General features: G+C 69.3%; 23 protein-coding genes. 18 read left to right on the forward strand and 5 right to left on the reverse strand.

Annotation, left to right across the window (positions count from 1 at the left end; all coding sequences use genetic code 11):
- The first annotated feature begins 88 nt into the window (after positions 1-88).
- Together HOV77_RS23580 and HOV77_RS23585 are read left to right on the forward strand one after the other, a co-directional pair.
- Positions 89-1,525, forward strand: a complete 1,437-nt coding sequence (locus HOV77_RS23580) for a TldD/PmbA family protein (RefSeq protein ID WP_290865124.1) — start codon at positions 89-91, stop codon at positions 1,523-1,525.
- Between the two features lie 70 nt (positions 1,526-1,595).
- Positions 1,596-2,936 (forward strand): TldD/PmbA family protein, encoded by a 1,341-nt coding sequence (locus HOV77_RS23585; protein ID WP_290865126.1) that lies wholly within the window; start codon positions 1,596-1,598, stop codon positions 2,934-2,936.
- Positions 2,937-3,023: 87 nt separating this feature from the next.
- Here the strand turns inward: HOV77_RS23585 and dacB are convergent, their stop codons facing one another.
- Positions 3,024-4,613 (reverse strand): D-alanyl-D-alanine carboxypeptidase/D-alanyl-D-alanine-endopeptidase, encoded by a 1,590-nt coding sequence (gene dacB / locus HOV77_RS23590; RefSeq protein WP_290865128.1) that lies wholly within the window; start codon positions 4,611-4,613, stop codon positions 3,024-3,026.
- A 150-nt stretch (positions 4,614-4,763) separates the two neighbouring features.
- Between dacB and HOV77_RS23595 the strand changes: the two genes are divergently transcribed.
- The 7 genes from HOV77_RS23595 to HOV77_RS23625 all read left to right on the forward strand — a co-directional run bounded on the left by HOV77_RS23595 (position 4,764) and on the right by HOV77_RS23625 (position 12,264).
- Positions 4,764-5,573 carry a hypothetical protein gene (locus tag HOV77_RS23595; protein WP_290865130.1) on the forward strand — a complete coding sequence of 270 codons (810 nt, stop codon included), beginning with the start codon at positions 4,764-4,766 and terminating at the stop codon, positions 5,571-5,573.
- Position 5,574: 1 nt separating this feature from the next.
- Positions 5,575-7,461, forward strand: coding sequence for a fumarate reductase/succinate dehydrogenase flavoprotein subunit (locus HOV77_RS23600; RefSeq protein ID WP_290865132.1), 1,887 nt, complete (start codon positions 5,575-5,577; stop codon positions 7,459-7,461).
- A complete protein-coding gene (locus tag HOV77_RS23605; protein WP_290865134.1) occupies positions 7,458-8,462 on the forward strand; it encodes a succinate dehydrogenase/fumarate reductase iron-sulfur subunit in 1,005 nt (334 codons plus the stop codon). The genes HOV77_RS23600 and HOV77_RS23605 overlap by 4 nt, the downstream gene beginning before the upstream one ends.
- A gap of 100 nt (positions 8,463-8,562) precedes the next feature.
- Positions 8,563-9,573, forward strand: a complete 1,011-nt coding sequence (locus tag HOV77_RS23610; protein ID WP_290865173.1) for an iron ABC transporter permease — start codon at positions 8,563-8,565, stop codon at positions 9,571-9,573.
- Positions 9,570-10,499 carry an iron ABC transporter permease gene (locus HOV77_RS23615; RefSeq protein ID WP_290865136.1) on the forward strand — a complete coding sequence of 310 codons (930 nt, stop codon included), beginning with the start codon at positions 9,570-9,572 and terminating at the stop codon, positions 10,497-10,499. The genes HOV77_RS23610 and HOV77_RS23615 overlap by 4 nt, the downstream gene beginning before the upstream one ends.
- A gap of 34 nt (positions 10,500-10,533) precedes the next feature.
- Entirely contained in the window at positions 10,534-11,298 is a 765-nt protein-coding gene (locus HOV77_RS23620) for an ABC transporter ATP-binding protein (RefSeq protein ID WP_290865139.1), read from the forward strand.
- Positions 11,299-11,346: 48 nt separating this feature from the next.
- On the forward strand, positions 11,347-12,264 hold the full coding sequence (locus HOV77_RS23625; protein ID WP_290865141.1) for an iron-siderophore ABC transporter substrate-binding protein: 918 nt from the start codon (positions 11,347-11,349) through the stop codon (positions 12,262-12,264).
- Between the two features lie 177 nt (positions 12,265-12,441).
- Here HOV77_RS23625 and HOV77_RS23630 read toward each other — a convergent pair whose 3' ends face one another.
- Entirely contained in the window at positions 12,442-12,828 is a 387-nt protein-coding gene (locus tag HOV77_RS23630; protein ID WP_290865143.1) for a (deoxy)nucleoside triphosphate pyrophosphohydrolase, read from the reverse strand.
- Between the two features lie 202 nt (positions 12,829-13,030).
- On the opposite strand from HOV77_RS23630, the gene HOV77_RS23635 reads away from it, so the two are divergent.
- A complete protein-coding gene (locus HOV77_RS23635) occupies positions 13,031-13,336 on the forward strand; it encodes a 4a-hydroxytetrahydrobiopterin dehydratase (RefSeq protein WP_290865145.1) in 306 nt (101 codons plus the stop codon).
- Between the two features lie 9 nt (positions 13,337-13,345).
- On the opposite strand, the gene ychF is transcribed toward HOV77_RS23635, so the two are convergent.
- Positions 13,346-14,431: a redox-regulated ATPase YchF gene (gene ychF, locus HOV77_RS23640; protein WP_290865146.1), complete on the reverse strand. Its 1,086-nt coding sequence runs from the start codon at positions 14,429-14,431 to the stop codon at positions 13,346-13,348.
- A gap of 264 nt (positions 14,432-14,695) precedes the next feature.
- Here ychF and HOV77_RS23645 point away from each other — a divergent pair, with 264 nt between their 5' ends.
- The 4 genes from HOV77_RS23645 to HOV77_RS23660 all read left to right on the forward strand — a co-directional run bounded on the left by HOV77_RS23645 (position 14,696) and on the right by HOV77_RS23660 (position 18,279).
- Positions 14,696-16,057 (forward strand): AlkA N-terminal domain-containing protein, encoded by a 1,362-nt coding sequence (locus HOV77_RS23645; protein ID WP_290865148.1) that lies wholly within the window; start codon positions 14,696-14,698, stop codon positions 16,055-16,057.
- Positions 16,058-16,078: 21 nt separating this feature from the next.
- The gene (locus HOV77_RS23650) at positions 16,079-16,537 is read left to right on the forward strand and encodes a methylated-DNA--[protein]-cysteine S-methyltransferase (protein ID WP_290865150.1); all 459 of its coding nucleotides are present in this window, start codon (positions 16,079-16,081) and stop codon (positions 16,535-16,537) included.
- A 50-nt stretch (positions 16,538-16,587) separates the two neighbouring features.
- The gene (locus HOV77_RS23655; protein WP_290865152.1) at positions 16,588-16,935 is read left to right on the forward strand and encodes a winged helix-turn-helix domain-containing protein; all 348 of its coding nucleotides are present in this window, start codon (positions 16,588-16,590) and stop codon (positions 16,933-16,935) included.
- Positions 16,936-17,073: 138 nt separating this feature from the next.
- The gene (locus HOV77_RS23660; RefSeq protein WP_290865175.1) at positions 17,074-18,279 is read left to right on the forward strand and encodes a DNA recombination protein RmuC; all 1,206 of its coding nucleotides are present in this window, start codon (positions 17,074-17,076) and stop codon (positions 18,277-18,279) included.
- 49 nt (positions 18,280-18,328) lie between these two features.
- Here the strand turns inward: HOV77_RS23660 and HOV77_RS23665 are convergent, their stop codons facing one another.
- Positions 18,329-19,297, reverse strand: a complete 969-nt coding sequence (locus HOV77_RS23665) for a 4-hydroxy-3-methylbut-2-enyl diphosphate reductase (protein ID WP_290865155.1) — start codon at positions 19,295-19,297, stop codon at positions 18,329-18,331.
- 16 nt (positions 19,298-19,313) lie between these two features.
- Here HOV77_RS23665 and xseA point away from each other — a divergent pair, with 16 nt between their 5' ends.
- Complete coding sequence (gene xseA / locus HOV77_RS23670; protein WP_290865157.1) at positions 19,314-20,513, forward strand: exodeoxyribonuclease VII large subunit; 1,200 nt, start codon at positions 19,314-19,316, stop codon at positions 20,511-20,513.
- Entirely contained in the window at positions 20,510-20,707 is a 198-nt protein-coding gene (locus tag HOV77_RS23675; RefSeq protein ID WP_290865159.1) for an exodeoxyribonuclease VII small subunit, read from the forward strand. The genes xseA and HOV77_RS23675 overlap by 4 nt, the downstream gene beginning before the upstream one ends.
- A gap of 24 nt (positions 20,708-20,731) precedes the next feature.
- Here the strand turns inward: HOV77_RS23675 and HOV77_RS23680 are convergent, their stop codons facing one another.
- The gene (locus HOV77_RS23680; RefSeq protein ID WP_290865161.1) at positions 20,732-21,271 is read right to left on the reverse strand and encodes a DUF4245 family protein; all 540 of its coding nucleotides are present in this window, start codon (positions 21,269-21,271) and stop codon (positions 20,732-20,734) included.
- Positions 21,272-21,410: 139 nt separating this feature from the next.
- Here HOV77_RS23680 and glpX point away from each other — a divergent pair, with 139 nt between their 5' ends.
- Together glpX and HOV77_RS23690 are read left to right on the forward strand one after the other, a co-directional pair.
- A complete protein-coding gene (gene glpX / locus HOV77_RS23685) occupies positions 21,411-22,448 on the forward strand; it encodes a class II fructose-bisphosphatase (RefSeq protein WP_290865163.1) in 1,038 nt (345 codons plus the stop codon).
- A gap of 7 nt (positions 22,449-22,455) precedes the next feature.
- On the forward strand, positions 22,456-23,424 hold the full coding sequence (locus HOV77_RS23690) for a DMT family transporter (protein ID WP_290865165.1): 969 nt from the start codon (positions 22,456-22,458) through the stop codon (positions 23,422-23,424).
- Positions 23,425-23,528: the final 104 nt, after the last annotated feature.

Consider the following 23,528-nt stretch of genomic DNA (forward strand, 5'->3'; position numbering starts at 1 on the left):
TCCTGTTACTTGTGTGAAATACAGGAAGACTTGCGTCCAAGATCGGCGGGTACGCGAAAGCGAAGAAACGGGCTTGTAGGGTCGGCGCATGTCGCATTTCGACGTCGCCACCGCGGCTGTGCAAGCCGCTCTCGACGCCGGTGCCCGTTACGCGGACGCCCGTGTGATGCACCGACGCACAGAATCCATGAACGCGCGCAACGGCGAGATAGAGGATCTCACGCAGGCCGAGGACGCCGGAATCGGGGTACGCGCCCTGGTCGGCAGCGGTTGGGGTTTCTACGCCGTGCCTGACCTGAGTACGGCGGGCGCTCGGCTGGCCGGGCAGACCGCCGCGCGCATCGCCGCCGCCAGCGCCCAGGTGCCGGGGCCGCCCCTCGACCTCGTACGCGCGACGGCCACCACCGCCTCGTGGAGCTCGGCCTGCGAGGTCGACCCGTTGGGCGTACCCCTGGCGGAGAAGGGCGACCTGCTGACCACGGCGACTCGGCTGATGGTCGAGCACGGCGCCGACCTGGCCGAAGGGCTCTACCAGGTCTGGGACACCCGCAAGTGGCTCGTGTCGAGCGAAGGCCACCGGATCGACCAGCACGTACGCGAGTGCGGCGCGGGCATCTCGGCCACGGTCGTCGGCGAGCACGAGACGCAGCGCCGGTCCTATCCCTCCAACCGCGGCCAGTACGGCACCCGCGGCTGGGAGCTGGTCCGGGAGCTGGACCTGACCGCGCACGCGGCCCGGATCGCCGACGAGGCGCGCGCCCTGCTCACCGCGCCGGCCTGCCCGGCCGGGGAGACCACGCTGATCCTCGGCGGCGAGCAGATGTGCCTGCAGATCCACGAGTCGGTCGGGCACGCGATCGAGCTGGACCGCATCCTCGGCTGGGAGGCCGCGTTCGCCGGGACGTCCTGGCTCGACCTCGCCCAGCTCGGTTCACTCCGGTACGGCTCCGAGCTGATGAACATCACCATCGACCCGACCATCCCGGGCGCGCTCGGCTCGTTCGGGTTCGACGACGAGGGCACTCCCGCCCAGCCTCGCGACGCGGTCCGGGAGGGCCGGTGGGTCGGCGTACTGGCCGGTCGGGACTCCGCGGCAGTGGCCGGGCTCGACTACGGCGGCAGCGTACGGTCCGACGGGTGGGCGCGCCTGCCGATGGTCCGGATGACCAACGTCGGCCTCGAGCCCGGCCCGCACACCCTGGAGGAGATCATCGCCAGTACTGACGACGGGATCCTCATGGACTTCAACCGCTCCTGGTCGATCGACGACCGGCGGCTCAACTTCCAGTTCGGCTGCGAGATCGGCTACGAGGTCAAGAACGGCAAGCTCGGCCGGATGCTGCGCAACCCGACCTACACCGGGATCGGCCCGCGCTTCTGGCAGTCCATGGACATGCTCTCCAGCGAGACCATCGCCTGGGGCACGCCCAACTGCGGCAAGGGACAACCCGGCCAGATCGGTCACACCGGGCATCCGGCGGCACCGGCTCGGTTCCAGAACGTGCGTGTGGGGGTCAAGGCATGAGCATCCGGAGGATGATCATCATCAAACACAGCCCGGGTCATGCGGTCGCCGGCCGCAGGACGGTGATCGCATGACGTCGTCTCTCGGTGATCTGGCGGCTCAAGCGCTTGATCTGGTACGCACAGCGGCGCCGTCGGCCGAGGCGGCCGTCTCGGTGGACCGCACCGAACAGTGGCTCACCCGGTTCGCGACCTCGTTCATCCACCAGAACGTCGCCGACGAGTCGACCTCGGTGACGCTGACCGTGCACGTGGATGGGCGTACCACCGTCGCCTCGACCACGCTGACCGGCGACGAGGGCCTCCGAGCGCTGGTCGAGCGGACGGTCGGCGCGACTCGGCTCGCCCCGGCCGACGCCTCCTGGCCCGGTCTCGTTCCGCCGACTCCGTTGACCGGCACGGGCACCGTCGACCAGTCGGTCCTCGCCGCGACGCCGGACGACCGGGCCGCCGTCGTGCAGGAGTTCGTCCGGGCAGCGGGTGGTCTGGAGACCGCCGGATACTGCCGCACCAAACACTGGACCGGGGCGTACGCGAACTCCGCCGGGCAGCTGATCGAGGGCGCGGCGACATCGGCCGACTTCGACGGCATCGCCCGGAACAACGGTGCCGACTCGGCGGCCCGGATCGCCTCGACGCGAATGTCCGATCTGGACGGCACCGCGCTCGGTGAACGGGTCGGGCGCAACGCCCGCGCGCTGACCTCGGCGGTCGAACTGCCGGCCGGAGAATACGAGGTCGTGTTGCTGCCGGAGGCGGTCGGCGACATCCTGACGAACTTCGCCTTCTACGGCTTCAACGGCAAGCAGCACAACGAGGGCCGGTCGTTCGCCCGGCTCGGCGAGGCGCAGTTCGACCCGGCGATCACGCTCGCCGACGACCCCGTGACGGCCGGCAACATCGGCCAGCCCTACGACGGCGAAGGCACGCCGCGACGCGTACTGAAGCTCGTGGACGCGGGGATCACGACGGCGGTCGCCCACGATCGGCGTACGGCGGTGAAGGCGGACACGGACAGCACCGGCCACTACAGCGGCGAGGGCGGCTGGGGGCCGATGACGGAGAACCTCGTGCTCTCCCCCGGCTCGGCAACGCTTGCCGAGCTGATCCGGGGCGTACGCCGTGGGCTGCTGGTCACCGATTTCTGGTACACCCGGGTCCTCGACCCGCGTCAGATGACGCTGACCGGGCTCACCCGCAACGGGGTGTGGCTGATCGAGGACGGCGAGATCGGCACGCCGGTGCAGAACTTCCGGTTCACCCAGTCCTATCCGCAGGCGCTGGCCCCGGGCCGGGTGCTCGGCGTCGGGGACGTCGCGGTTCCCCAGCCCTCGCGGTGGGGACTGGGTTCGTGGACCGGCCCGGCGCTGCGGCTCGCCTCGTGGAACTTCACGGGCAACGCCTCCGGCTGACGCTGCTTCAGTGAGCTGTAGATCAGGGATGTGCATCCCTTCCGGGGTCCCGGAAGCATGCACATCCCTGATCTGCATGGAGAGCGATTAGCAGAGCACCGGCTTGAGCCACGAGCATTCGAGATCGGCCGGAGCGTCGTCATCGGCGGACGACGGCGCGACGGTCGACGGCGCGAACCGAGCCGTGGCCGGGGCGGAACTGTTCCAGGACGCGAGCGCGATCGCGATCGAATCCTCGAGCGACTTCACCGACGAGGCGAGGTAGTTGTTCTCGATGACGGAGAAGACCAGCTGACGGCCGTCGGCGGTGGTCACGTAGCCGGACAGTGCGCTGACGCCGGTCAGGCTGCCCGTCTTGGCGTGCACGTTGTTGGCCGCCGGGGTGTTGCGCATCCGGCTGCGCAGCGTGCCGCCGGTGAACCGGTCGGCGTTCCCGGCGATCGGCAGCGCGTCGTACCAGGTTCCGAACCAGGGCTTCGACCGGACGGCGATGAGCAGATCGGTGAGTTCATACGCCGGGATCATGTCCCATCGCGTGAGGCCCGAACCGTCGGACTGCCGGAAGGTCGAGCCGTCCATCCCCTGTGAGACCACAAAGGACTTGATCGCGGCCAGACCGGCCGGCCAGGTGCCCTTGCCCGAGACCTTCTGCCCCATCGCCTTGGTCAGCGCCTCGGCGTGGCCGTTGTTCGACAGCTTCAGGAACGGCACCATCAGCTGGGCGAGAGTCATCGACTGGTGGGCGGCGAGGACCGAGGCCGACGACGGAGTCGCGACCCCCAGCCGCGTACGCCCCAGCACGGTGATCCCGTGCGCCTTCAACGCGGCGCGGAAGACGCTGGCGGCGAGCCCGGTCGGCTCCCAGACGGCGATCCACTCGACGGTGTTCGACCCACCGACCGGGATGTTGCCGTCGATCACGATGTTGTTGTTGCCGTGTTCGCGGGAGACGCCGAGGGTGTCGGATCCGCCGGCCGCGACCGTCGATCCGTTGTTCACGATCTTCACGTAGTCGGTCGGCGGCGTCACCGTCACGACCGGCTTGTCACCGGCCTTGGCTCCGGGCGAGACCGTGACGACCACGTTGCCGTTGTCGTAGTCGGTGTCGGGCGCGATCGTCAGCGCCGACGCCTGCTGGGAGTAATAGGAGTACTCGTCGTCGGCGGCCCACCCGGTACCCAGGCGTACGTCGTCGAAGTAGGTGTCATCGGCGACCAGGTCACCGGTGACCACCTTGACGCCGCCGGCCGCGATGTCGGCCGCGAGCTTGTCGTAATCGGCCGCCAGCGACGTCGGGTCGCCGTTGCCGCGCAGGTAGACGTCGCCGAGCAGGACCGAACCGGCGCGCTGGCCCGGTGACAGGACGTCGGTGGTGAACCGGTAGTCCGCGCCGAGGATCTCCATCGCGGCGGTCGACGTCAGGAACTTGGTGTTCGAAGCGGGCAGCAGCCGTTTGTCCCCCATACGGTTGTAGAGGGTCTCGCCCGTCTGCGCGTCACGGACGACAGCCGCAGCGAAGCTTCCGTTGAGCCGCGAGTCGGTGAGGATCGAGTCGAGCCGCTGCACCAATTGCGACAGTGCCGGATCGGTTGTGGGCTCAGCAGTGGCGGCTCCACCAGCGAGCACGCCCGCCAGCAGCACCACGGCAAGAGGGGTGGCTATGTGACGTCGTAACATGCGGCCCATGCTGACGTGAAACTTCTTTTCACACAAGGGGTGGCGAAGCCGTGCCATCTGGACCCGTGCCTCTCCCACCAATATCCACTTCCCGGGCGTAACCTAAGCCACGTTCACTAGAGCTGTGTCCGCGAAATGCTGGAGCGACAAATGACAACGACGGCAACGAGGCCGATCGGTGCGCGCCCGCGCGCGGCGATCGACGCCAAGACGTTGCGTACGGACAAGTGGTGGATCGCACCACTGCTGACCGTGATCGGCCTGACCGCGTGGGTGGCGTACGCGACCGTGCGTGTGTTCATGCACAAGTACTTCTGGGTGGAGGACTATCACTACCTCACCCCGTTCTACTCACCCTGCGTCACCGATCGGTGCGCCGACGCCGGCGCCGCCGAGTTCGGCGCGATCCTGCCCAACTGGTGGATCATTCCGGACGCCGCGTTCAGCCTGCCGTTCCTGCTGCTGTTCCGGTTGACCTGCTACTACTACCGCAAGGCGTACTACCGGAGCTTCTGGATGTCGCCGCCGGCCTGCGCGGTCCCGGACGGTCACAAGACCTACTCCGGCGAGACCCGCTTCCCGCTGATCTTCCAGAACCTGCACCGGTACGCCTTCTACGCCGCCGCGCTCATCTCGGTCGTCAACACCTGGGACGCGATCAAGGCGATGCACTCGCCGAGCGGCTTCGGCCTGGGGCTGGGCAACATCATCCTGTGGATCAACGTGCTGTGCCTGTGGGCGTACACGCTGTCGTGCCACTCCTGCCGGCACATCGTCGGCGGCCGGCTCAAGCACTTCTCGCAGCATCCGCTCCGGTATCGCTTCTGGACCTTCGTCTCGAAGCTGAACACCCGGCACATGGGACTGGCCTGGACGACCCTCGCCACGCTGGCGATCACCGACTTCTACGTCATGGCCGTCTCCGCCGGCTGGCTCAACGACCTGCGATTCATTGGGTGACATGGTGGAAAACATCGAGAAGCACCAGTACGACGTCGTCGTGATCGGCGCCGGTGGCGCCGGTCTGCGCGCCGCGATCGAGGCCCGCTTGGCGGGCAAGAAGACCGCGATCATCTCCAAGTCGCTGTTCGGCAAGGCGCATACCGTCATGGCCGAGGGTGGCGCGGCCGCCGCGATGGGCAACGTCAACAGCAACGACAACTGGATGGTCCACTTCCGCGACACCATGCGGGGGGGCAAGTTCCTCAACAACTTCCGGATGGCCGAGCTCCACGCCAAGGAGGCGCCGGACCGGATCTGGGAGCTGGAGACCTACGGCGCGCTGTTCGACCGCACCAAGGACGGCAAGATCAGCCAGCGCAACTTCGGCGGACACGAGTACCCGCGGCTGGCCCACGTCGGCGACCGCACCGGCCTCGAACTGATCCGGACGCTGCAGCAGAAGATCGTGTCGCTCCAGCAGGAGGACAAGAAGGAGTTCGGCGATTACGAGGCCCGCATCCGGGTGTTCGCCGAGACCACGATCACCGAGCTGCTGCTCGACGACTCCGACGGCACCGCCCGGGTCGCCGGCGCGTTCGGCTACTACCGAGAGACCGGCGGGTTCGTCCTCTTCGAGGCGCCCGCGATCGTGCTCGCGACCGGCGGCGTCGGCAAGTCCTACAAGGTCACCAGCAACTCCTGGGAGTACACCGGCGACGGGCACGCCCTGGCGCTGCGTACCGGCGCGACGCTGATCAACATGGAGTTCCTGCAGTTCCACCCGACCGGCATGGTGTGGCCGCCGTCCGTCAAGGGCATCCTGGTCACCGAGTCGGTCCGGGGCGACGGCGGCATCCTGAAGAACAGCGACGGCAAGCGGTTCATGTTCGACTACGTCCCGGACGTCTTCCGCAAGCAGTACGCCGAGACGCCCGAAGAGGCCGACCGCTGGTACACCGACCCGGACAACAACCGGCGTCCCCCGGAGCTGCTGCCCCGGGACGAGGTCGCGCGGGCGATCAACTCCGAGGTCAAGGCGGGTCGAGGCACCAAGGCGGGCGGCGTCTACCTCGACATCGCCTCCCGGCTCCCGGCGGCCTCGATCCTGAAGAAGCTGCCGTCGATGTACCACCAGTTCAAGGAGCTGGCCGACGTCGACATCACGAAGGAGCCGATGGAGGTCGGCCCGACCTGCCACTACGTCATGGGCGGCGTCGAGGTCGATCCGGACACGCAGGCCACCAGGGTCGCCGGCCTGTACGCCGCGGGCGAGGTGTCCGGTGGTATGCACGGCTCCAACCGGCTCGGCGGGAACTCCCTGTCCGACCTGCTCGTCTTCGGCAAGCGCGCCGGCGAGTTCGCCGCGGCGTACGAGGGGGAATTGACCAAGCGCCCCGCGGTGAAGACGGCCGACCTCGAAGCCGCGGTCGAGACGGCCTTGGCGCCGTTGCAGCGCGCGGGCGGTGAGAATCCCTACACGCTGCACCACGAGCTGCAGCAGGTGATGGGCGACCTGGTCGGCATCATCCGGCGGCAGGGCGAACTGCAGGAGTCCCTGGGCCGGCTCGCCGAGCTGCGCGAACGGGTGTCCAAGGTGGGCGCGACCGGCGGCCGCAAGTACAACCCCGGCTGGCACCTCGCCCTCGACCTGCGCAACATGCTGCTCGTCTCGGAGTGCACCGCGAAGGCGGCGCTGGAGCGCGAGGAGTCGCGCGGCGGGCACACCCGGGAGGACTTCCCGAAGATGGACCCGAAGTGGCGGCAGGTCAACCTGGTCTGCTCGGCGAGTCCGGCCGGTGAGGTCGACCTGGTTCACCAGCCGGTCCCGACGATGCGTCCCGAGCTGCTCGACCTGTTCGAGAAGTCCGAGCTGGCCAAGTACATGACGGAGGAAGAACTCGCATGACTGTCAGGCAGTTCAAGGTGTGGCGCGGCGACTCGGCCGGCGGCCAGCTCGTCAACTACGACGTGGACGTGAACGAGGGCGAGGTCGTCCTCGACGTCATCCACCGTCTGCAGGCCACTCAGGAGCCCGACCTGGCCTGCCGGTGGAACTGCAAGGCCGGCAAGTGCGGCTCGTGCTCTATGGAGATCGACGGCATGCCGCGGCTGGCGTGCATGACCCGGATGTCGACCTTCGAGGAGAACGCGAGCGTCACGATCACGCCGCTGCGTACCTTCCCGGTCATCCGCGACCTGGTCACCGACGTCACCTTCAACTACGTCAAGGCGCGGGAGACCCCGGCGTTCGCCCCGCCGAAGGACGTCGCCCCGGGCGACTACCGGATGCAGCAGGTCGACGTCGACCGCTCGCAGGAGTTCCGCAAGTGCATCGAGTGCTTCCTCTGCCAGAACACCTGCCACGTGGTACGCGACCACGAGGAGAACAAGACGGCGTTCAGCGGGCCGCGGTTCTTCATCCGGGCCGCCGAGCTGGACATGCACCCGCTCGACGCGCGCTCGGACCGCAAGGAGTACGCCCAGAAGGAGCAGGGCCTGGGCTATTGCAACATCACCAAGTGCTGCACCGAGGTGTGCCCGGAGCACATCAAGATCACCGATAACGCGATCATCCCCATGAAGGAGCGCGTCGTCGACCGGCGGTACGATCCGCTGGTCCGCCTGGGTCGCAAGATCCTGCGGAGAGATCAGCTAGAGCAGGAGGCAGTAGCGGTGACAACCTTGCACCAGGCGCACCCGACGCCGCAGCCCGACGGGGCGGCTCCGATCAACTGGCACCGGGAGCTGGCGCCGCCGATGGGCGCGGACGTGGACGACAAAGGCCACCTGCCCCTCAACGAGCTCCTGTCGGACCGGGTCGGCGCCAACTCGCCGTTCGGTGACGATGTGGAGTTCCCGGTCGACCCGACCAAGCTCAACTACTACCACCCCGAGCAGAAGCACTGATCTGCCTCGGTTCTCGCGTCGGCTTGTCGCTGGGACGGTTGTCACAACCGTCCCAGCGATTTGCTAGGTAAGGCTTGCCTTAGTAGGCTCGCCCCTCGTGATGGGGAGGCGAATCGGGCTGCTGCTCGGCGCGGCGGTGATCTTGATACTCGCCGTCGCCGCCAGCCTCGCGATCGGGGCCCGGCCGATCCCGCTCGACGAGGTCTGGGCCGCGCTGTTCCACCCGAACGGCTCCGAGACCGCCGTCATCGTCCATGACCTGCGCATTCCGCGTACGGTGGTCGGACTCGCCGTCGGTCCGGCGCTCGCCGTCGCCGGGCTCGTCATGCAGGCGCTCACCCGCAATCCGCTGGCCGAACCGCGCATCCTCGGCATCTCGGCCGGCGCGTCCACCGGGGTCGTGCTCGCCATCGCCGTCTTCGGCATCGGCACCCTCGCCGGGTGGATCTGGTTCGCGCTGCTCGGCGCACTCGCCGCCGGTGCGGTGGTATTCACCCTCGGGCTCCGGCTCGGGACCGGCTCCAGCAGCCCGATCACCCTCGCGCTGACCGGCGCGGCCGTCGACGCGTGTCTCGGTGCGGTCATCTACACGCTGCTCAGCACGTCGACGCGTACGTTCGACCAGTTCCGCTTCTGGGCGGTCGGGTCGTTGTCCGGCCGAAGCCTCGACCTGGTGGTCCAGGCCGCGCCGATCTTGCTCCTCGGGCTGGTCAGCGCCATCGCGGCGGCCCGGGGTCTCGACGGGCTCGCGCTCGGCGACGAGGTCGCGGTGGGTCTCGGTCATCGAATCGCACTTGTACGCACAACGGCCGCGATCGCCGCCGTGACCCTCACCGGTGCCGCAGTGGCGCTGGCCGGACCGATCGCGTTCGTCGGCCTGGCGGTGCCGCATGCGGCACGTGCCCTGTCGGCGCGGTTCGGCACGGGTACCTCGCACGCGTTGTTGTTGCCGCTGTCGGCGCTGCTCGGCGGCGTACTGGTGCTGGTGGCGGACACGGTGGGCCGGATCATCGCGCCGCCCGGCGAGATCCCGGCCGGTGTCTTGACCGCGTTGGTCGGCGCTCCGCTGCTGGTGGCGTTGACCCGGCGGCCCCGGCTGGTCGCCGCATGAAACTCCGGTACGCAGGCTGGCTGGTGGCGGCGGGGGCGGTCCTCGCCGGTGCGATGGCGCTCAGCGTCTCCGTCGGGGAGGCGGACCTGCCCTGGTCGCTCGCGCTGGACCTGCGGCTGCCGCGGACGGCGCTCGCCGCCGTCTCCGGCGCGCTCTTCGGCATCGGCGGCGCGCTCATCCAGTCGGTGACCCGGAACCCGTTGGCCAGCCCGGACGTCATCGGCGTGACGCAGGGAGCGGGGCTGGCCGCAGTCATCGCCGTCACCGCCGGTCTCCCGTACGCCCTGGTCGCGCCGACTGCTCTCGCCGGTGGCCTCCTCGCCGCAGCGGTCGCCTTCCTGCTCGGCGCGCGCAGCGGGTTCACCGCCAATCGGTTCGTCCTCGGTGGCGTCGCGATCGCGTTCGCGCTCCGGGCCGGCATCGAGATCACGTTGACCACGGCGGACGCGATCGACGCCCAACGGGCGCAGATCTGGCTGCTCGGGTCGCTCAACGGGCTCGGTTGGGCCGAGGCGACTCCGTTGGCGATCACGCTGGTGGTGGCCCTGCCGCTGCTCGCCATGGCGGCCTGGGCTCTGCGTACTTCGGCGCTCGACGACGACACCGCGCGCGGGCTGGGCGCCCGGCCAGTCGGCGTACGCGCAGCCGCCGGTGCGCTGGGCGTGGTCATGGCAGCCCTCGCGACGGCCACCGTCGGTGCGGTCGACTTCGTGGCGCTGGTGGCCCCGCAGACCGCACAACGTCTCGCGCGTACGGAGCGTCCGCCGATCGCCCTGGCCGGAGTCGTCGGAGCAGCGCTGGTCGTCGTGGCCGACCTGGTCGCCCGGCGGCTGCTCGCCCCGACCCAGCTGCCCGTCGGGGTGGTCACGGCAGCCATCGGCGGCCCGTTCCTGATCTTCCTGCTGCTGCGAGCCCGCCGTGCCTAGCTCGCCTGGCGTACCGAGTCCGGAAGGAGGCGGCATGCTCGCCGCTCAGGGCCTGACCGTCGGATACGAGGCGCGAGACGTCCTCGCCGGCCTCGACGTGACCATTCCCGAGGGCAAGTTCACCGTCATCATCGGCCCGAACGCGTGCGGGAAGTCCACCCTGCTGCGATCCCTGGCGCGCCTACTCAAACCGCGCGGTGGGACGGTCCTTCTGGACGGCGTACCAGTTGATGGGCAGTCACCGCGGCATGTCGCGACCCGGATGGCCGTCCTCCCACAGACCCCGCTGGTGCCCGAGGGCGTGACGGTGGCGGAGCTGGTCGGCCGCGGACGGTCGCCCTACCAGCGCTGGTACCGGCAGTGGACGATCGCGGACACCGAGGCCGTCGCCTCCGCCATGCGCAGCGCTGACGTCACGGAGCTGGCCGACCGGCCGGTAGCCGCACTGTCAGGCGGGCAGCGGCAGCGCGTCTGGATCGCGATGACGCTGGCCCAGCAGACCCCGATCCTGCTGCTGGACGAGCCCACCACGTACCTGGACCCGGCCCACCAGCTGGAGATCCTCACGTTGCTCGGCCGCCTGCGCGACGAGGGTAAGACGGTCGTGGCCGTCCTGCACGACCTCAACCAGGCGGCCCGGTACGCCGACCACGTCATCGCCATGCGAGACGGTCAGATCGTCGAGGCGGGCGCACCACGCGACGTCATCGACGCGGGCCTGGTCGCCAGTGTCTTCGGCATGGACTGCGTAGTCGTGCCCTGTCCGGTCAGCGGGGCTCCGCTGGTCGTCCCCCTCTAGTTTCCGTCCGTCAGAAAGGCAGTCTTTGTCATGCACCGCCGTTTGGTCATGTTGGCCCTCGTAGCCGGGCTCGCCGTCGCGGGTTGCTCGTCCTCGCCGTCCTCCTCGGGCTCGTCAGGCGAGGCGACGCGCGAGATCACCCACGCGATGGGGACCACGAAGATCCCGGTCGCCCCGAAGCGCGTGGTCGTCCTCGACACCGACAAGATCGACACGGCGCTCACCCTCGGCGTGACCCCGGTCGGCGCGGCCGTCGCCGGTGAGGCCAAGTCGTGGCCGACGTACTTCGGCGAGGACAAGCTCGCCGGGATCACCGAGGTCGGCACCCTGCAGGAGCCGAACCTGGAGAAGATCGCGTCGCTGAAGCCGGACCTGATCCTCGGCTCGAAGTTCCGCCAGGAGAAGTACTACGACGAGCTGACGAAGATCGCCCCGACGGTGTTCACCGCCCAGGTCGGTTCGACCTGGAAGGAGAACTTCCTCCTCGACGGCGACGCCCTCGGCCACAAGACCGAGGCGACTGCGGCGCTGGCCGCGTACGAGAAGCGGGCCAAGGAGGTCGGCGCCAAGTTCGGCGACCCGTCGAAGATCAAGGTGTCGATCACGCGCTTCCTGCCCGACTCCATCCGAGCGTACGGCCCCACCTCGTTCTCCGGCATCGTCGTCGGCGACACCGGCCTCGGCCGGCCGGAGTTCCAGCTCCTGGCCGACAAAGAGGACAAGCGCTTCGCCGCCGTCAGCGCGGAGAAGCTGAACCTGCTCGACGGCGATGTCATCTTCGTCGCGGCGTACGGCGAGAAGGCGGCCCAGCAGCAGGCCACCGTCAGCGCCGGACCGCTGTGGCAGGGGCTGTCGGCGGTGAAGGCCGGCAAGGCGTACGTGGTCAAGGACGAGGTCTGGATGACGGGCATCGGCGTGACCGCCGCGAACAGGATCCTCGACGACCTCGCCACCCACCTCGTCTGACTCTCCGCCCTGTCCTTTCCTGTCCGCGCCTGTCCTGTCCTGTCCTGTCCTGTCCGCGCGATCATGAACTATCGGGCGTGATCGCCCGGCGTGTCGCGTCCGGAACGGCATGATCGTTCCCGCCATCGGGTGATCGACTTCGCGTCTCGCGCAGAAGTCGGTCACCCGTTGGCGTTCTCAGCTGAGGAACGCCGGCAGGGCGGCGACGATCGGGGCGTCGGCGGGCAGCCAGGGCACCTCGTTCAGCTGATCGACAGCGAGCCAGCGCAACTGAGCGTGCTCCAGCGCCTGCGGCCGGTCGCCGTCCAGCAGGACCGCCGTGTAGACCCGCAACACCGACCGTCCGTTCGCCATCGGGACGTCGACGCCGACCCGCTCACCGACGCGTACGCGGACGCCGAGCTCCTCCTCGCATTCCCGGACCAGGGCCTCCACCTCGCCCTCTCCCGGCTCGACCTTGCCGCCCGGAAACTCCCATCGGCCGGCCGTCTCCGGCGGGTCCGAACGCTCGCACGCGAGCACACGCCCGTCCTCGATGATCGCGGCGCCAACGATGATCCTCATGGGGTGATCCACTGCCACGGCGGACAGAGTGCCAGAAGAAATGGCCGTTCGGGGTACTCATCTTGTCCCTTAGCAGGCCGGAAGTCGGAAATGTGGCCGTGGACACAGCAGCGCGTTTCTGGAAAGACTGTCGGTGACCATTCATTACAACGGGGCGACGAGATGGCCACAAGCCGGCAACGACGCCTGGAGGTGGGGGCCCATGGGAGCAGTCTGGCGGCGGGACCAGACGGACTACCTGACAGATGCCTTGTCACAGCTCACCGGCTGGACACGAGACCTGCGCGGGTTGCGCCGGACGCTCAACCTCGACGACTCGCAACACCGTGAGCTCGCCGAGCACATCACGGTCTACGCGGACGCGGCCGAGGTCCGCGCACAGGTCAGGCGCCTCGACGGGCATACCCAGATCCAGTTGTGTACGCCGGACGGCGGCACGCTCACCCCGAACGAAGTCACCTTGGCGGCCCGGATCGAGGCCGCGTACGGCGAGATCTCCCGCCGCTAGTTCGCCAAGTCAGACGTTGAACCTGAACTCCACGACGTCGCCGTCAGCCATGACGTACTCCTTGCCCTCGATGCGGACCTTGCCCGCCGCCTTGGCCGCGGCCATGGAGCCCGCCGCGTCGAGGTCGGCGAAGGAGACGACTTCGGCCTTGATGAAACCGCGCTGGAAGTCGGTGTGGATCACGCCGGCCGCCTCGGGCGCGGTCGCGCCGATCGGGATCGTCCAGGCGCGAGACTCCTTGGGCCCCGCGGTGAGGTAGGTCTGAAGGCCGAGCGTCCGGAAGCCCACCCGGATCAGCTGGTTGAGACCGGGTTCGTCTTGGCCGATCGCGCTGAGCAGCTCGCGCTTCTCCTCGTCGTCCAGGCCGATGAGCTCTGACTCGATCTTGGCGTCCATGAAGACCGCCTCGGCCGGCGCGACCAGCGCGCGGAGTTCGTCAAGGAAGGCGTCGTTGGCGAGCTCGGCCTCGTCGACGTTGAAGACGTAGAGGAACGGCTTGGCCGTCAGCAGGTGCAGTTCCTGCAGGTCCTCGGGGTCGATCCCGGCTGCGGCGGCGCCCTCGAAGATCGTCGACCCGTTGTTCAGCAGTTCCTGGGCCGCCTTGGCGGCCGCGTACGCCCCGGCGCGCTCCTTGCGTGTCCTGGCTTCCTTCTCGAGGCGCGGCAATGCCTTCTCGACGGTGCCCAAGTCGGCCAGGATCAGCTCGGTGTTGATCGTCTCGATGTCGTCGCGCGGGGAGACCTTGCCGTCGACGTGGACCACGTTGGGGTCGCTGAAGGCGCGGACGACCTGGCAGATCGCGCTCGCGTCGCGGATGTTCGCGAGGAACGCGTTGCCGCGGCCCTGGCCCTTGGAGGCACCGCGGACGAGGCCGGCGATGTCGACGAAGGAGACCGGGGCCGGGAGGATGCGCTGTGAGTCGAAGATCTCCGACAGCCGGTCGAGCCGGGCGTCAGGCAGACCGACCACACCGACGTTGGGCTCGATGGTCGCGAAGGGGTAGTTCGCGGCGAGGACGTCGTTGCTGGTGAGCGCGTTGAACAGGGTGCTCTTGCCGACGTTGGGCAGGCCGACGATGCCGATGGTGAGACTCACCCGGCAAGTGTACGGGCACTCTCCCGAAGGGAAGTCGATCATGAGTGCACGGAAACGATCACCCAGAAATCGGATCAGCTTCCTGCGAAAACGCGGTTGATCACCCCGATTAGTTCATGATCGCGCAGAAAGGGCCGGGTGATCGCGCAGAAAGGGGCCGGGAGATCGCGCAGAAAGGGGCCGGGTGATCGCGCAGAAAGGGGCCGGGAGGGCGGCGTCCGTTTTCCGCCAGTCGATGTCGTAGGGCTGAGGCAGACTCGACACGTGGACCTCTATCGCGTCATCGCCGGACGAGATCGCCGCTTCGACGGCGACTTCTGGTTCGGCGTGACCTCGACCGGCATCTTCTGCCGCCCGAGCTGCCCGGCGCGTACGCCGAAGCAGCAGAACGTGCGCTATTTCCCCAGCCCGGCGGCGGCCGCGAAGGCCGGGTTCCGGGCCTGCCGCCGCTGCCTGCCCGACGCCGTACCGGGGTCGGCGCGCTGGGACGTGCGGGCGGATGTCACGGCGCGCAGCATCCGGCTGATCGCCGACGGCGTCGTCGACCGGGAGGGCGTACCGGGGTTGGCATCGCGGCTCGGCTATTCGGAGCGGCAATTGCACCGGCTGCTGACCGGGGAACTCGGCGCGGGACCGCTCGCCTTGGCCCGGACGCAGCGAGCACAGACGGCGAGGACGCTCATCGAGTCGACCTCACTCGGGCTCGCCGAGATCGCGTTCGCCGCCGGATTCGGCAGCGTCCGCCAGTTCAACGAGACGATGCACGAGGTCTACGGCTGCCCGCCGTCGGAGTTGCGCCGCCCGTCCCACTCGCTGTCCGGCGAAATCCGGCTGAAGCTGGCGTACCGGCCGCCGATGGACGTCGCCGGGCTGCTGCGGTTCCTCGGCGACCGGGCGGTGGCCGGGGTCGAGACCTACGACGGCACCTCCTACCAGCGCAATCTCCGACTTCCGCACGGTCGCGCCGAGGTCGCGGTCCAGCCCGGTGACGGGCACGTCGCGGCGACGCTGCGGCTCGCCGATGCTCGCGACCTGGCCCCCGCCGTGGCCCGGCTGCGTCGCCTGCTCGATCTCGACGCCGACCCCGACGCCATCGACACCGCGCTCGCCGCGCATCCGGCCTTCGCCGCGCAGGTTCAGGCATTTCCAGGGGTACGCGTACCGAGGGCGGTGGACGGCTTCGAGGCGGCGGTGCGGGCCGTCGTCGGGCAGCAGATCAGCGTCGCCGGCGCTCGGACGGTGCTCGGCCGGCTCTGCCGGGACGGGTTGTTCCCGACGCCCGGGGAGCTGCTCGAACTGCCGGACGAGGCGTTCGCCATGCCGGTCCGCCGCCGGGAGACTCTGCGCGGGCTGGCCCGGGCCGAGATCGACCTGTCCCCCGGCGCCGACCGGGAAGAGGCGCGGGCGGCGTTGCTGGCGTTGCCGGGCATCGGCCCGTGGACGGCCGACTACGTGCTCATGCGCGCGCTCGGCGACCCCGACGTGCTGCTCTCGACCGATCTGGGCACCCGGCACGGCGCGGCTGCGCTCGGGTTGCCGACCGAGCCCGGCGCGCTCGCGGCGGAAGCCGAACGGTGGCGGCCCTGGCGTTCCTATGCCCAGCTGCGCCTGTGGCGCGCAATTTAGAGAGGTTGTTCCTTGTTCACAATGGACACTCCGCTCGGCCCGTTCGCGGTGATCGCCGACGGACCGGTCGTGCTGGCCGCCGGATTCACGACCGACGAGGTCGCCCTCCGGCGTAACGTGCACGCTTCGTTGCAGGGTGCGTCCGCCCCGGACCCGGGCCCGATCCGCGCGGCGGTCGAGGCGTACTTCGCGGGCGAGGTGGAGGCGATCGACGCGATCGAGGTACGGCAGACCGGCTCGCCCTTTCGCAGTCACGCCTGGAAGGTGCTCCGGGAAGTACGCGACCCGATCACGTACACCCGATTCGCCGAGCTCTCCGGCAACCCCCGGGCGATCCGGGCCGCCGCCAGCGCCTGCGCCACCAACTCGGCAGCTCTCTTCGTGCCGTGCCACCGAATCCTGCGGACCGACGGGAGTCTCGGCGGGTACCTCTGGGGACTCGATGTGAAGCGGGAACTACTACAGCACGAACAGAAGTAGCCGGGATGTCCCACTAGACAGGTAGGAATAGTAGGGTTAGGCTGAGCCGCATGAGCACACTCGTCGCCCCGCCGGAGGCCACCGCCACCATCACGACCGAACTCGAGCTCAACGTCGACGCTCGCACCGCGACCCTGCTGGGCGTGCCGATCCGGTTCACCCGCCGCGAGTTCGACCTGCTGCTGTTCCTCACCGAGCACGCCGGGATCTGCTTCACCCGCCTGCAGCTGCTCCGATCGGTCTGGGGCCACGAGTTCAGCGGCGAACGGACGGTCGACGTGCACGTCCGGCGCGTACGCGTGAAGCTGGCCGGCTTCGGTCCGACGGTCGCCACCGTGCACGGGTTCGGCTACCGGCTCGACGACTCCGACCGGGTGCGCATCACCCACGTCCGCTGACCGGGCGCTGCTTTCTGCGTACCGCCGGCCGACAGCGGCCGTACGGACCTTGGCGAGGGCTGACGCCTCGCTTGCGGACATCACTGAATGAATCGCGCGGCCCGCCACAATTGCGCGGGCCGCGCGCATGCCGGGGCTATCCTGCCGAGCGTGGACACCGTCGCGATCGCCCTGATCTGTCTGCTGGCCGGTGGTGCCCTGGGCTGGTATGTCGCGAAGGGGCGTGCCGCGACCGAGATCGCGACCCTCCGCGCCACCTTGGACGCGACCCAGGCCGGCGAGACGCGACTGGAGCAATCGCTGAAGGCGCTGACCTACGAGGCGACGTTGCAATCGCACGAAGCCGTGTCGCGCGCAGTCGCGCCACTGCACGAGACCCTGCGCCGATACGAGGAGCAGGTCGCGCTGCTGGAGAAGGACCGGGTCGACGCGTACGCCTCGCTGCGCACCGAGTTGCAGCTGGTCTCCGACGTCTCCACGAAGCTGCGGTCGGAGACGTCGCAGCTGGTCGCAGCCCTGCGGGCGCCGCAGGTACGCGGTCGCTGGGGCGAGCATCAGCTGCGCCGCATCGTGGAGGCGGCCGGAATGCTGGAGCACTGCGACTTCGCCGAGCAGGTCACCAGCTCGACCGACGACGGCGTGGTGCGGCCGGACCTCGTCGTGAGCCTCCATGGTGGACGGTCGGTGGTGGTCGACTCGAAGGCTCCGTTCGACTCGTACTTGACGGCGATGGAGGCGCGCGACGCCCGTCAGCGCGACACCTACCTCGACGCGCACGCCCGCGCCCTTCGGTCCCATGTGGACGCTTTGTCGGCGAAGGGGTACTGGAAGGCGTTTCCGCAGACTCCTGAGTTCGTCGTGTTGTTCGTCCCGGCCGATCCGTTCCTCGACGCGGCGCTGCAGCGCGACCCGACCCTGCTGGAGTACGCCTTCAGCCGCGACATCGTGCTCGCCACCCCGGCGACCCTCGTCGCGATGCTGCGGACGATCGCGTATTCATGGCGCTCGGAGGCGCTCGCCCGCGACGCCGTGAAAGTGCAGGAACTCGCCAAACGCCTCTACAACCGGCTCGGTACGCTCGGCGCCCACCTGACCCGGCTGGGCAACTCGCTCAAGGGGTCGGTGGACGCGTTCAACGCGACCGTCGGCTCGCTCGAACGGCAGACACTCGTGACCGCTCGGCAGCTCGCTGAGCTGGGCGTCGCTGACGCTCCGCTGCCGGAGATCGCGGTCGTGGAGCTTGCTCCTCGACAGCTTCAGGCTCCTGAGCTCGTCTCACCGACCCCCGTTGATCATGAACCCAGGGTCCCCGTTGACGGCGTGTCGGACCCCCGAACCTCATGATCGACGAACAGGTAACGCGGGGCGGCGGGCGCGCGCCCGCAGCGCGGCGTCAGCCCTGAGCGGCGGCGGCCTTCATGTCCCGCTTGAGCTCCTGGGGCAGCGAGAACACCAGCCGCTCCTCGGCGGCGAGGATCTCCTCGACCTCGCCGAAGCCGCGCGCGGCCAGGTGGTGGAGGACGTCGGTGACGAGGTCCTCGGGCACGCTCGCCCCGGAGGACAGCCCGACCGTCGTCGCACCTACCAGCCACTCATCCTGGATCTCGTTGGCGAAGTCGACGAGGTATCCGGCGCGTGCGCCGGCGTCGACGGCCACTTCGACGAGGCGTACGGAGTTGGAGGAGTTGCGTGAGCCGACGACGATCACCACGTCGCACTCGGGCGCGATCTGCTTGACGACCTGCTGCCGGTTCTGAGTCGCGTAGCAGATGTCGTCGCTGGGCGGCGACTGGAGCAGTGGCAGCTTCTGCTTGAGCCGGGCGACCGTCTCCAGGGTCTCGTCCACGCTGAGGGTGGTCTGGGACAGCCACACGACCTTCGAGGGATCGCGGACGGTCACCTTGTCCACGCCGTCCGGGCCGTCGACCAGCTGAATGTGCTCGGGTGCCTCGCCGGAGGTGCCGATGACCTCCTCGTGCCCCTCGTGGCCGATGAGCAGGATGTCGTAGTCGTCGGCGGCGAACCGGCGGGCCTCGTGGTGCACCTTCGTGACCAGCGGGCAGGTGGCGTCGATCGCCCGCAGGTTGCGCTCCTTGGCCTCCTCGTAGACCACCGGCGCGACGCCGTGGGCCGAGAAGATCACGGTTGCCCCCTCGGGGACCTCCTCGTTCTCCTCGACGAAGATCGCGCCGCGCTTCTCCAGCTCGCTCACGACGTGCTTGTTGTGCACGATCTGCTTGCGGACGTAGATCGGCGCGCCGTAGGTCTCCAGCGCGCGTTCCACCGTCTGCACCGCACGGTCGACGCCCGCGCAGTAGCCACGGGGCTTGGCCAGAAGGACACGCTTGCGAGGAGTTGTCACCCGACCATCTTAGGCTGTGCCGGTGACGAGCAGCCCTGAGGAACCGTGGCCGGTACGTAAGGTGAGCCACAACATCGGCCAGTGGATCGGACGCCTCGGCTGGCTCTGGATTGACGGACAAATCGCCCAGATCGGGCGACGTCCGGGAATGAGCACCGTCTTTCTCACGCTGCGCGATTCGTCGGCAGATATCAGCCTTACGGTGACAGCGCCCCGCGAGGTGGTCGACCCCGCGCTCACCGACGGTGCGCGGGTGGTCGTTCACGCCAAGCCCGAGTGGTACGCCACGCGCGGCACCCTGTCCCTGCGAGCGGACGAGATCCGGCAGGTCGGCGAGGGTGAGCTGAAGGCGCGGATCGAGCGGCTGCGCAAACTGCTCGAGGCCGAGGGGTTGTTCGATCCCCGGCGCAAACGCCGCCCGCCGTTCCTGCCGCATCGGGTCGGGCTGATCACCGGCCGGGGCAGCGCGGCCGAGCGAGACGTGCTGACCAACGCCCAGCGGCGCTGGCCGGCGATCGACTTCCGAGTGGTCAGCGTCGCCGTCCAGGGCGTCAACGCGGTCACCGACATCGTGGGCGCGCTGCAGGTGCTCGACCGGGACGAGTCGGTCGACGTGATCATCCTGGCCCGGGGCGGCGGCTCCTTCGAGGATCTGCTGCCCTTCTCCGACGAGGCGCTGTGCCGGGCGGTGTTCGCCTGCCGGACGCCGGTGATCTCGGCGATCGGCCACGAGCCCGACACTCCGCTGGTGGACTACGTCGCCGACGTACGCGCGTCGACGCCCACGGATGCGGCCAAGCGCGTCGTCCCCGACCTCGCCGAGGAGCAGCGCGGGCTCAACGTCACACGCGGGCGGCTCGACCGGGCCGTCCGCAATCGGATCGACCGGGAGCAGCACCGGCTCGACGCCCTGCGATCACGGCCGAGCCTGGCCCGGCCGACCGCCCTGCTCGACCGCCTCGCCGACGAGGTCACCACGGCGGTGGAGCGCGCGCGGCGTACTGTCGATCATAGGCTGACCAGGGCGGATGCCGAGCTCGGCCACACCCTGGCCCGGTTGCGGGCGCTGTCGCCGTCGGCCACCCTCGCCCGGGGGTACGCCATCGTGCAGACCCCCGACGGGCACGTCGTCCGGGCGGCTCAGGAAGCGTCGGCGGGCGACCCGCTGCGGGTGCGGCTCGCCGACGGGACGCTGGACGTTACGGTGGGCGGATGACTGAGGAGTCCCTCTCCTACGAGCAGGCCCGCGCCGAGCTGGCGACCGTCGTGGAGAAGCTGGAGACCGGCGGCATCACGCTGGAGGAGTCGCTGTCGCTCTGGGAGCGCGGTGAAAAGCTCGCGGCGGTCTGCCAGAAGTGGCTCGACGGGGCTCGGGCCCGGCTCGACGCCGCCCGCGCGGCCGCCGAATAGCGCCGCCCGCACGCGACGCAACGCCTAAGCTCGGGCGGCTGTGACCAGCTTCACGAGATCTTCCTCGGCGACCTGGCCGACCGCGATCACGGTGACCGCTCCGGACACCCGGACCAGCGCAGACTCGCCCGGTCGCCCGGTCCAGCGCTGCCAGCCGACCCCGACGACGTCCACCGTGCCCACCTGCTTGCCGGCCGTGGTCAGCTCGGCGGCGAGGAGACCGGTCGAGTCGCCTTTGCCCTGCACGAGCTGGACGCCCTTCTCGTCGTCGGTCAGGTAGCCGAGCCGCAGCACTCCGTCCCGGTACTGCGCGCTGACGATCTTCCATCCCTCCGGCGTCTGCCCCTGCGGAATCGGGGACATGCTGGCCCGGGCTGCGCCGGAGAGGGCCACCTGCGGATCGACAGTCGCGGTCGTGGTGTCGCCGTAGAAGAAGCGCCCGACCAGGAGCACGAGGAAGATCGGGACGAGCAGCACCGCCAGGGACAACGCCATGTCGCGAGGACGGCGTACGCGCTTGGCGGCGTCGGCGGCCACCTCTTGCTCCTGAACGGATGCGGTCACGAGGGTCAGTATGCCAGCGGGCTCGGCTGGACCGGACCGGGCGGACTGCAAGTGTGGCCCGAACGAGCGTTCACGCCGCTGACATGTGAGGATGGCAGCATTCCCAAGGACCCCGCAGTGTGGCGAGGAAGGGCGAATCATGGCCGGCACGCGTACTCCACAAGATCTTGACCGGAACCTCGCGCTGGATCTCGTGCGCGTCACCGAGGCGGCCGCCATGTCGGCGGGCCGCTGGGTGGGACGCGGCGACAAGGAGGGCGGTGACGGCGCGGCCGTCGACGCCATGCGGAAGCTGATCAACTCGTTGCCCATGCGGGGCGTGGTCGTGATCGGCGAGGGCGAGAAGGACAACGCCCCGATGCTGTTCAACGGCGAGCAGGTCGGCGACGGCACCGGTCCCGAGGTCGACGTGGCGGTCGACCCGATCGACGGCACCACGCTGATGAGCAAGGGCATGCCGAACGCGCTGGCCGTCCTGGCGGTGGCCGAGCGGGGCGCGATGTTCGACCCGAGCGCGGTCTTCTACATGGAAAAGCTCGCGGTCGGCCCGGACTGCGCCGACGTCATCGACATCAACGCGGGCGTGACGGAGAACCTCCGCCGGATCGCCCAGGTCAAGAAGTCCAGCATGTCCGACGTCACCGTCTGCATCCTCGATCGGCCGCGGCACGTCCAGCTCGTTGAGGAGGTACGCCAGACCGGCGCGCGCATCCGATTCATCAGCGACGGCGACATCGCCGGGGCGATCAGTGCAGCTCGGGATCAGTCGGACGTGGATGTGCTGATGGGCATCGGCGGTACGCCGGAGGGCATCACCGCCGCGTGCGCGCTCAAATGCATGGGCGGCGCGATCCAGGCCAAGCTGTGGCCCCGGGACGAGGCGGAACGGGAGAAGGCGCTGGCGGCCGGGCACGACCTGGACCGGGTGCTGACCACCGACGACCTCGTACGCGGGGAGAACATCTTCTTCGTGGCCACCGGCGTCACCTCCGGCGACCTGGTCCGGGGCGTACGCTATCGCGCCGGGACGGCGTACACGCAGTCGCTGGTCATGCGGTCGAAGTCGGGCACGATCCGGGTCATCGACTCGTACCACCGGCTCGAGAAGATCAGCCTGTACTCCGTGGTCGACTTCGACGGACGCCCGCTGGGCGACGCGGAGCCCGGTGCGCTATGACTTGCCTGTGATCAACAAGTACGCGCGGCTCGGCGGAGTCGCCCTCGCCGTCCTGGGCGGGTCGGGCGTCGCCGCCCAGTCCCGGATCAACGGTGCGCTCGCCGGTCGGCTCCACAGTGGAGTGGCCGCCGCCGTCGTGTCGTTCGGCTCGGGGCTGATCATTCTCAGCGCCGCGTTGCTTTTCCTCCCAGCTGCCCGGACTGGGCTGGCGCGCGTACGCACGCTGCTCCGCAAGGGTGATCTGCGCTGGTGGGAGTGCTTCGGCGGGGCCTGTGGCGCGTTCCTCGTCGCGTCCCAGGGGTTGACCGTCGGCTCCCTGGGAGTCGCGTTGTTCACCGTCGCGATCGTCGCCGGGCAGTCGGTGAGCAGCCTGCTCGTCGACCGAGCCGGGTTGGCCCCGGGCGGGCCGCGCCCGATCACGCTGACCCGAGCGGTCGGCACCGCCCTGACGGTGGCCGCCGTCGTCCTCGCCGTCTCCGGTCGACTCAGTACGCCGGGTGCCCTGGGCCTGGCCGTCCTGCCCGTCCTCGCCGGGGCCGGCTCGGCCTGGCAGCAGGCCATGAACGGCCGCGTACGCCAAGTCTCCGAAGACGTGGTGTCGACGACGTTCATCAACTTCATCGTCGGAACCGTGGCTCTCCTGATCACCTTCGCGATCTGGTCCGCCGTTCAGGGTCCGCCCACCGGATCGTTGCCGGGCGAACCCTGGTACTACGTCGGCGGCACCCTGGGCATCATCTTCATCGCGATCGCCGCCGCCCTGGTACGCCACATCGGCGTACTGCTGCTCGGGCTGGGCATGATCGCCGGGCAGGTCGGCGGCGCGGTCCTGCTCGACGTGGTCGCACCGGCCGGTTCCGAGCACCTCGACGCCGCGACCCTCGCCGGGGCGGCCTTGACCCTGGTCGCAGTCGCCGTCGCAGCGATACCGCGGGTTCCCCGGCGTACGCCGCCGGGTGCTCCTCAAGATGCGTGAGAGCAGTGCTCTGCTAAGTTGTGGACCATGACAGCCTCATCCGTCCGCACGCGCGTACGCGCCGAGATGATCGCCGAGATCAAGGCGATCGCCAAGCGTCACCT

Origin of the sequence: Hamadaea sp. (genome assembly GCF_013362815.1) — a bacterium.
In the GTDB taxonomy this organism is placed as follows: Bacteria; Actinomycetota; Actinomycetes; order Mycobacteriales; family Micromonosporaceae; genus Hamadaea.

Bases quoted from the DNA above. Each gene is read 5' to 3' on its own strand.
- dacB (WP_290865128.1), bottom strand. From the start codon at position 4,613: ATGTTACGACGTCACATAGCCACCCCTCTTGCCGTGGTGCTGCTGGCG.
- HOV77_RS23615 (WP_290865136.1), top strand. From the start codon at position 9,570: ATGAAACTCCGGTACGCAGGCTGGCTGGTGGCGGCGGGGGCGGTCCTC.
- HOV77_RS23605 (WP_290865134.1), top strand. From the start codon at position 7,458: ATGACTGTCAGGCAGTTCAAGGTGTGGCGCGGCGACTCGGCCGGCGGC.
- HOV77_RS23610 (WP_290865173.1), top strand. From the start codon at position 8,563: ATGGGGAGGCGAATCGGGCTGCTGCTCGGCGCGGCGGTGATCTTGATA.
- HOV77_RS23600 (WP_290865132.1), top strand. From the start codon at position 5,575: ATGGTGGAAAACATCGAGAAGCACCAGTACGACGTCGTCGTGATCGGC.
- HOV77_RS23585 (WP_290865126.1), top strand. From the start codon at position 1,596: ATGACGTCGTCTCTCGGTGATCTGGCGGCTCAAGCGCTTGATCTGGTA.
- HOV77_RS23650 (WP_290865150.1), top strand. From the start codon at position 16,079: ATGGACACTCCGCTCGGCCCGTTCGCGGTGATCGCCGACGGACCGGTC.
- HOV77_RS23630 (WP_290865143.1), bottom strand. From the start codon at position 12,828: ATGAGGATCATCGTTGGCGCCGCGATCATCGAGGACGGGCGTGTGCTC.
- HOV77_RS23675 (WP_290865159.1), top strand. From the start codon at position 20,510: ATGACTGAGGAGTCCCTCTCCTACGAGCAGGCCCGCGCCGAGCTGGCG.
- HOV77_RS23620 (WP_290865139.1), top strand. From the start codon at position 10,534: ATGCTCGCCGCTCAGGGCCTGACCGTCGGATACGAGGCGCGAGACGTC.
- HOV77_RS23580 (WP_290865124.1), top strand. From the start codon at position 89: ATGTCGCATTTCGACGTCGCCACCGCGGCTGTGCAAGCCGCTCTCGAC.
- glpX (WP_290865163.1), top strand. From the start codon at position 21,411: ATGGCCGGCACGCGTACTCCACAAGATCTTGACCGGAACCTCGCGCTG.
- HOV77_RS23595 (WP_290865130.1), top strand. From the start codon at position 4,764: ATGACAACGACGGCAACGAGGCCGATCGGTGCGCGCCCGCGCGCGGCG.
- HOV77_RS23625 (WP_290865141.1), top strand. From the start codon at position 11,347: ATGTTGGCCCTCGTAGCCGGGCTCGCCGTCGCGGGTTGCTCGTCCTCG.
- HOV77_RS23635 (WP_290865145.1), top strand. From the start codon at position 13,031: ATGGGAGCAGTCTGGCGGCGGGACCAGACGGACTACCTGACAGATGCC.
- HOV77_RS23655 (WP_290865152.1), top strand. From the start codon at position 16,588: ATGAGCACACTCGTCGCCCCGCCGGAGGCCACCGCCACCATCACGACC.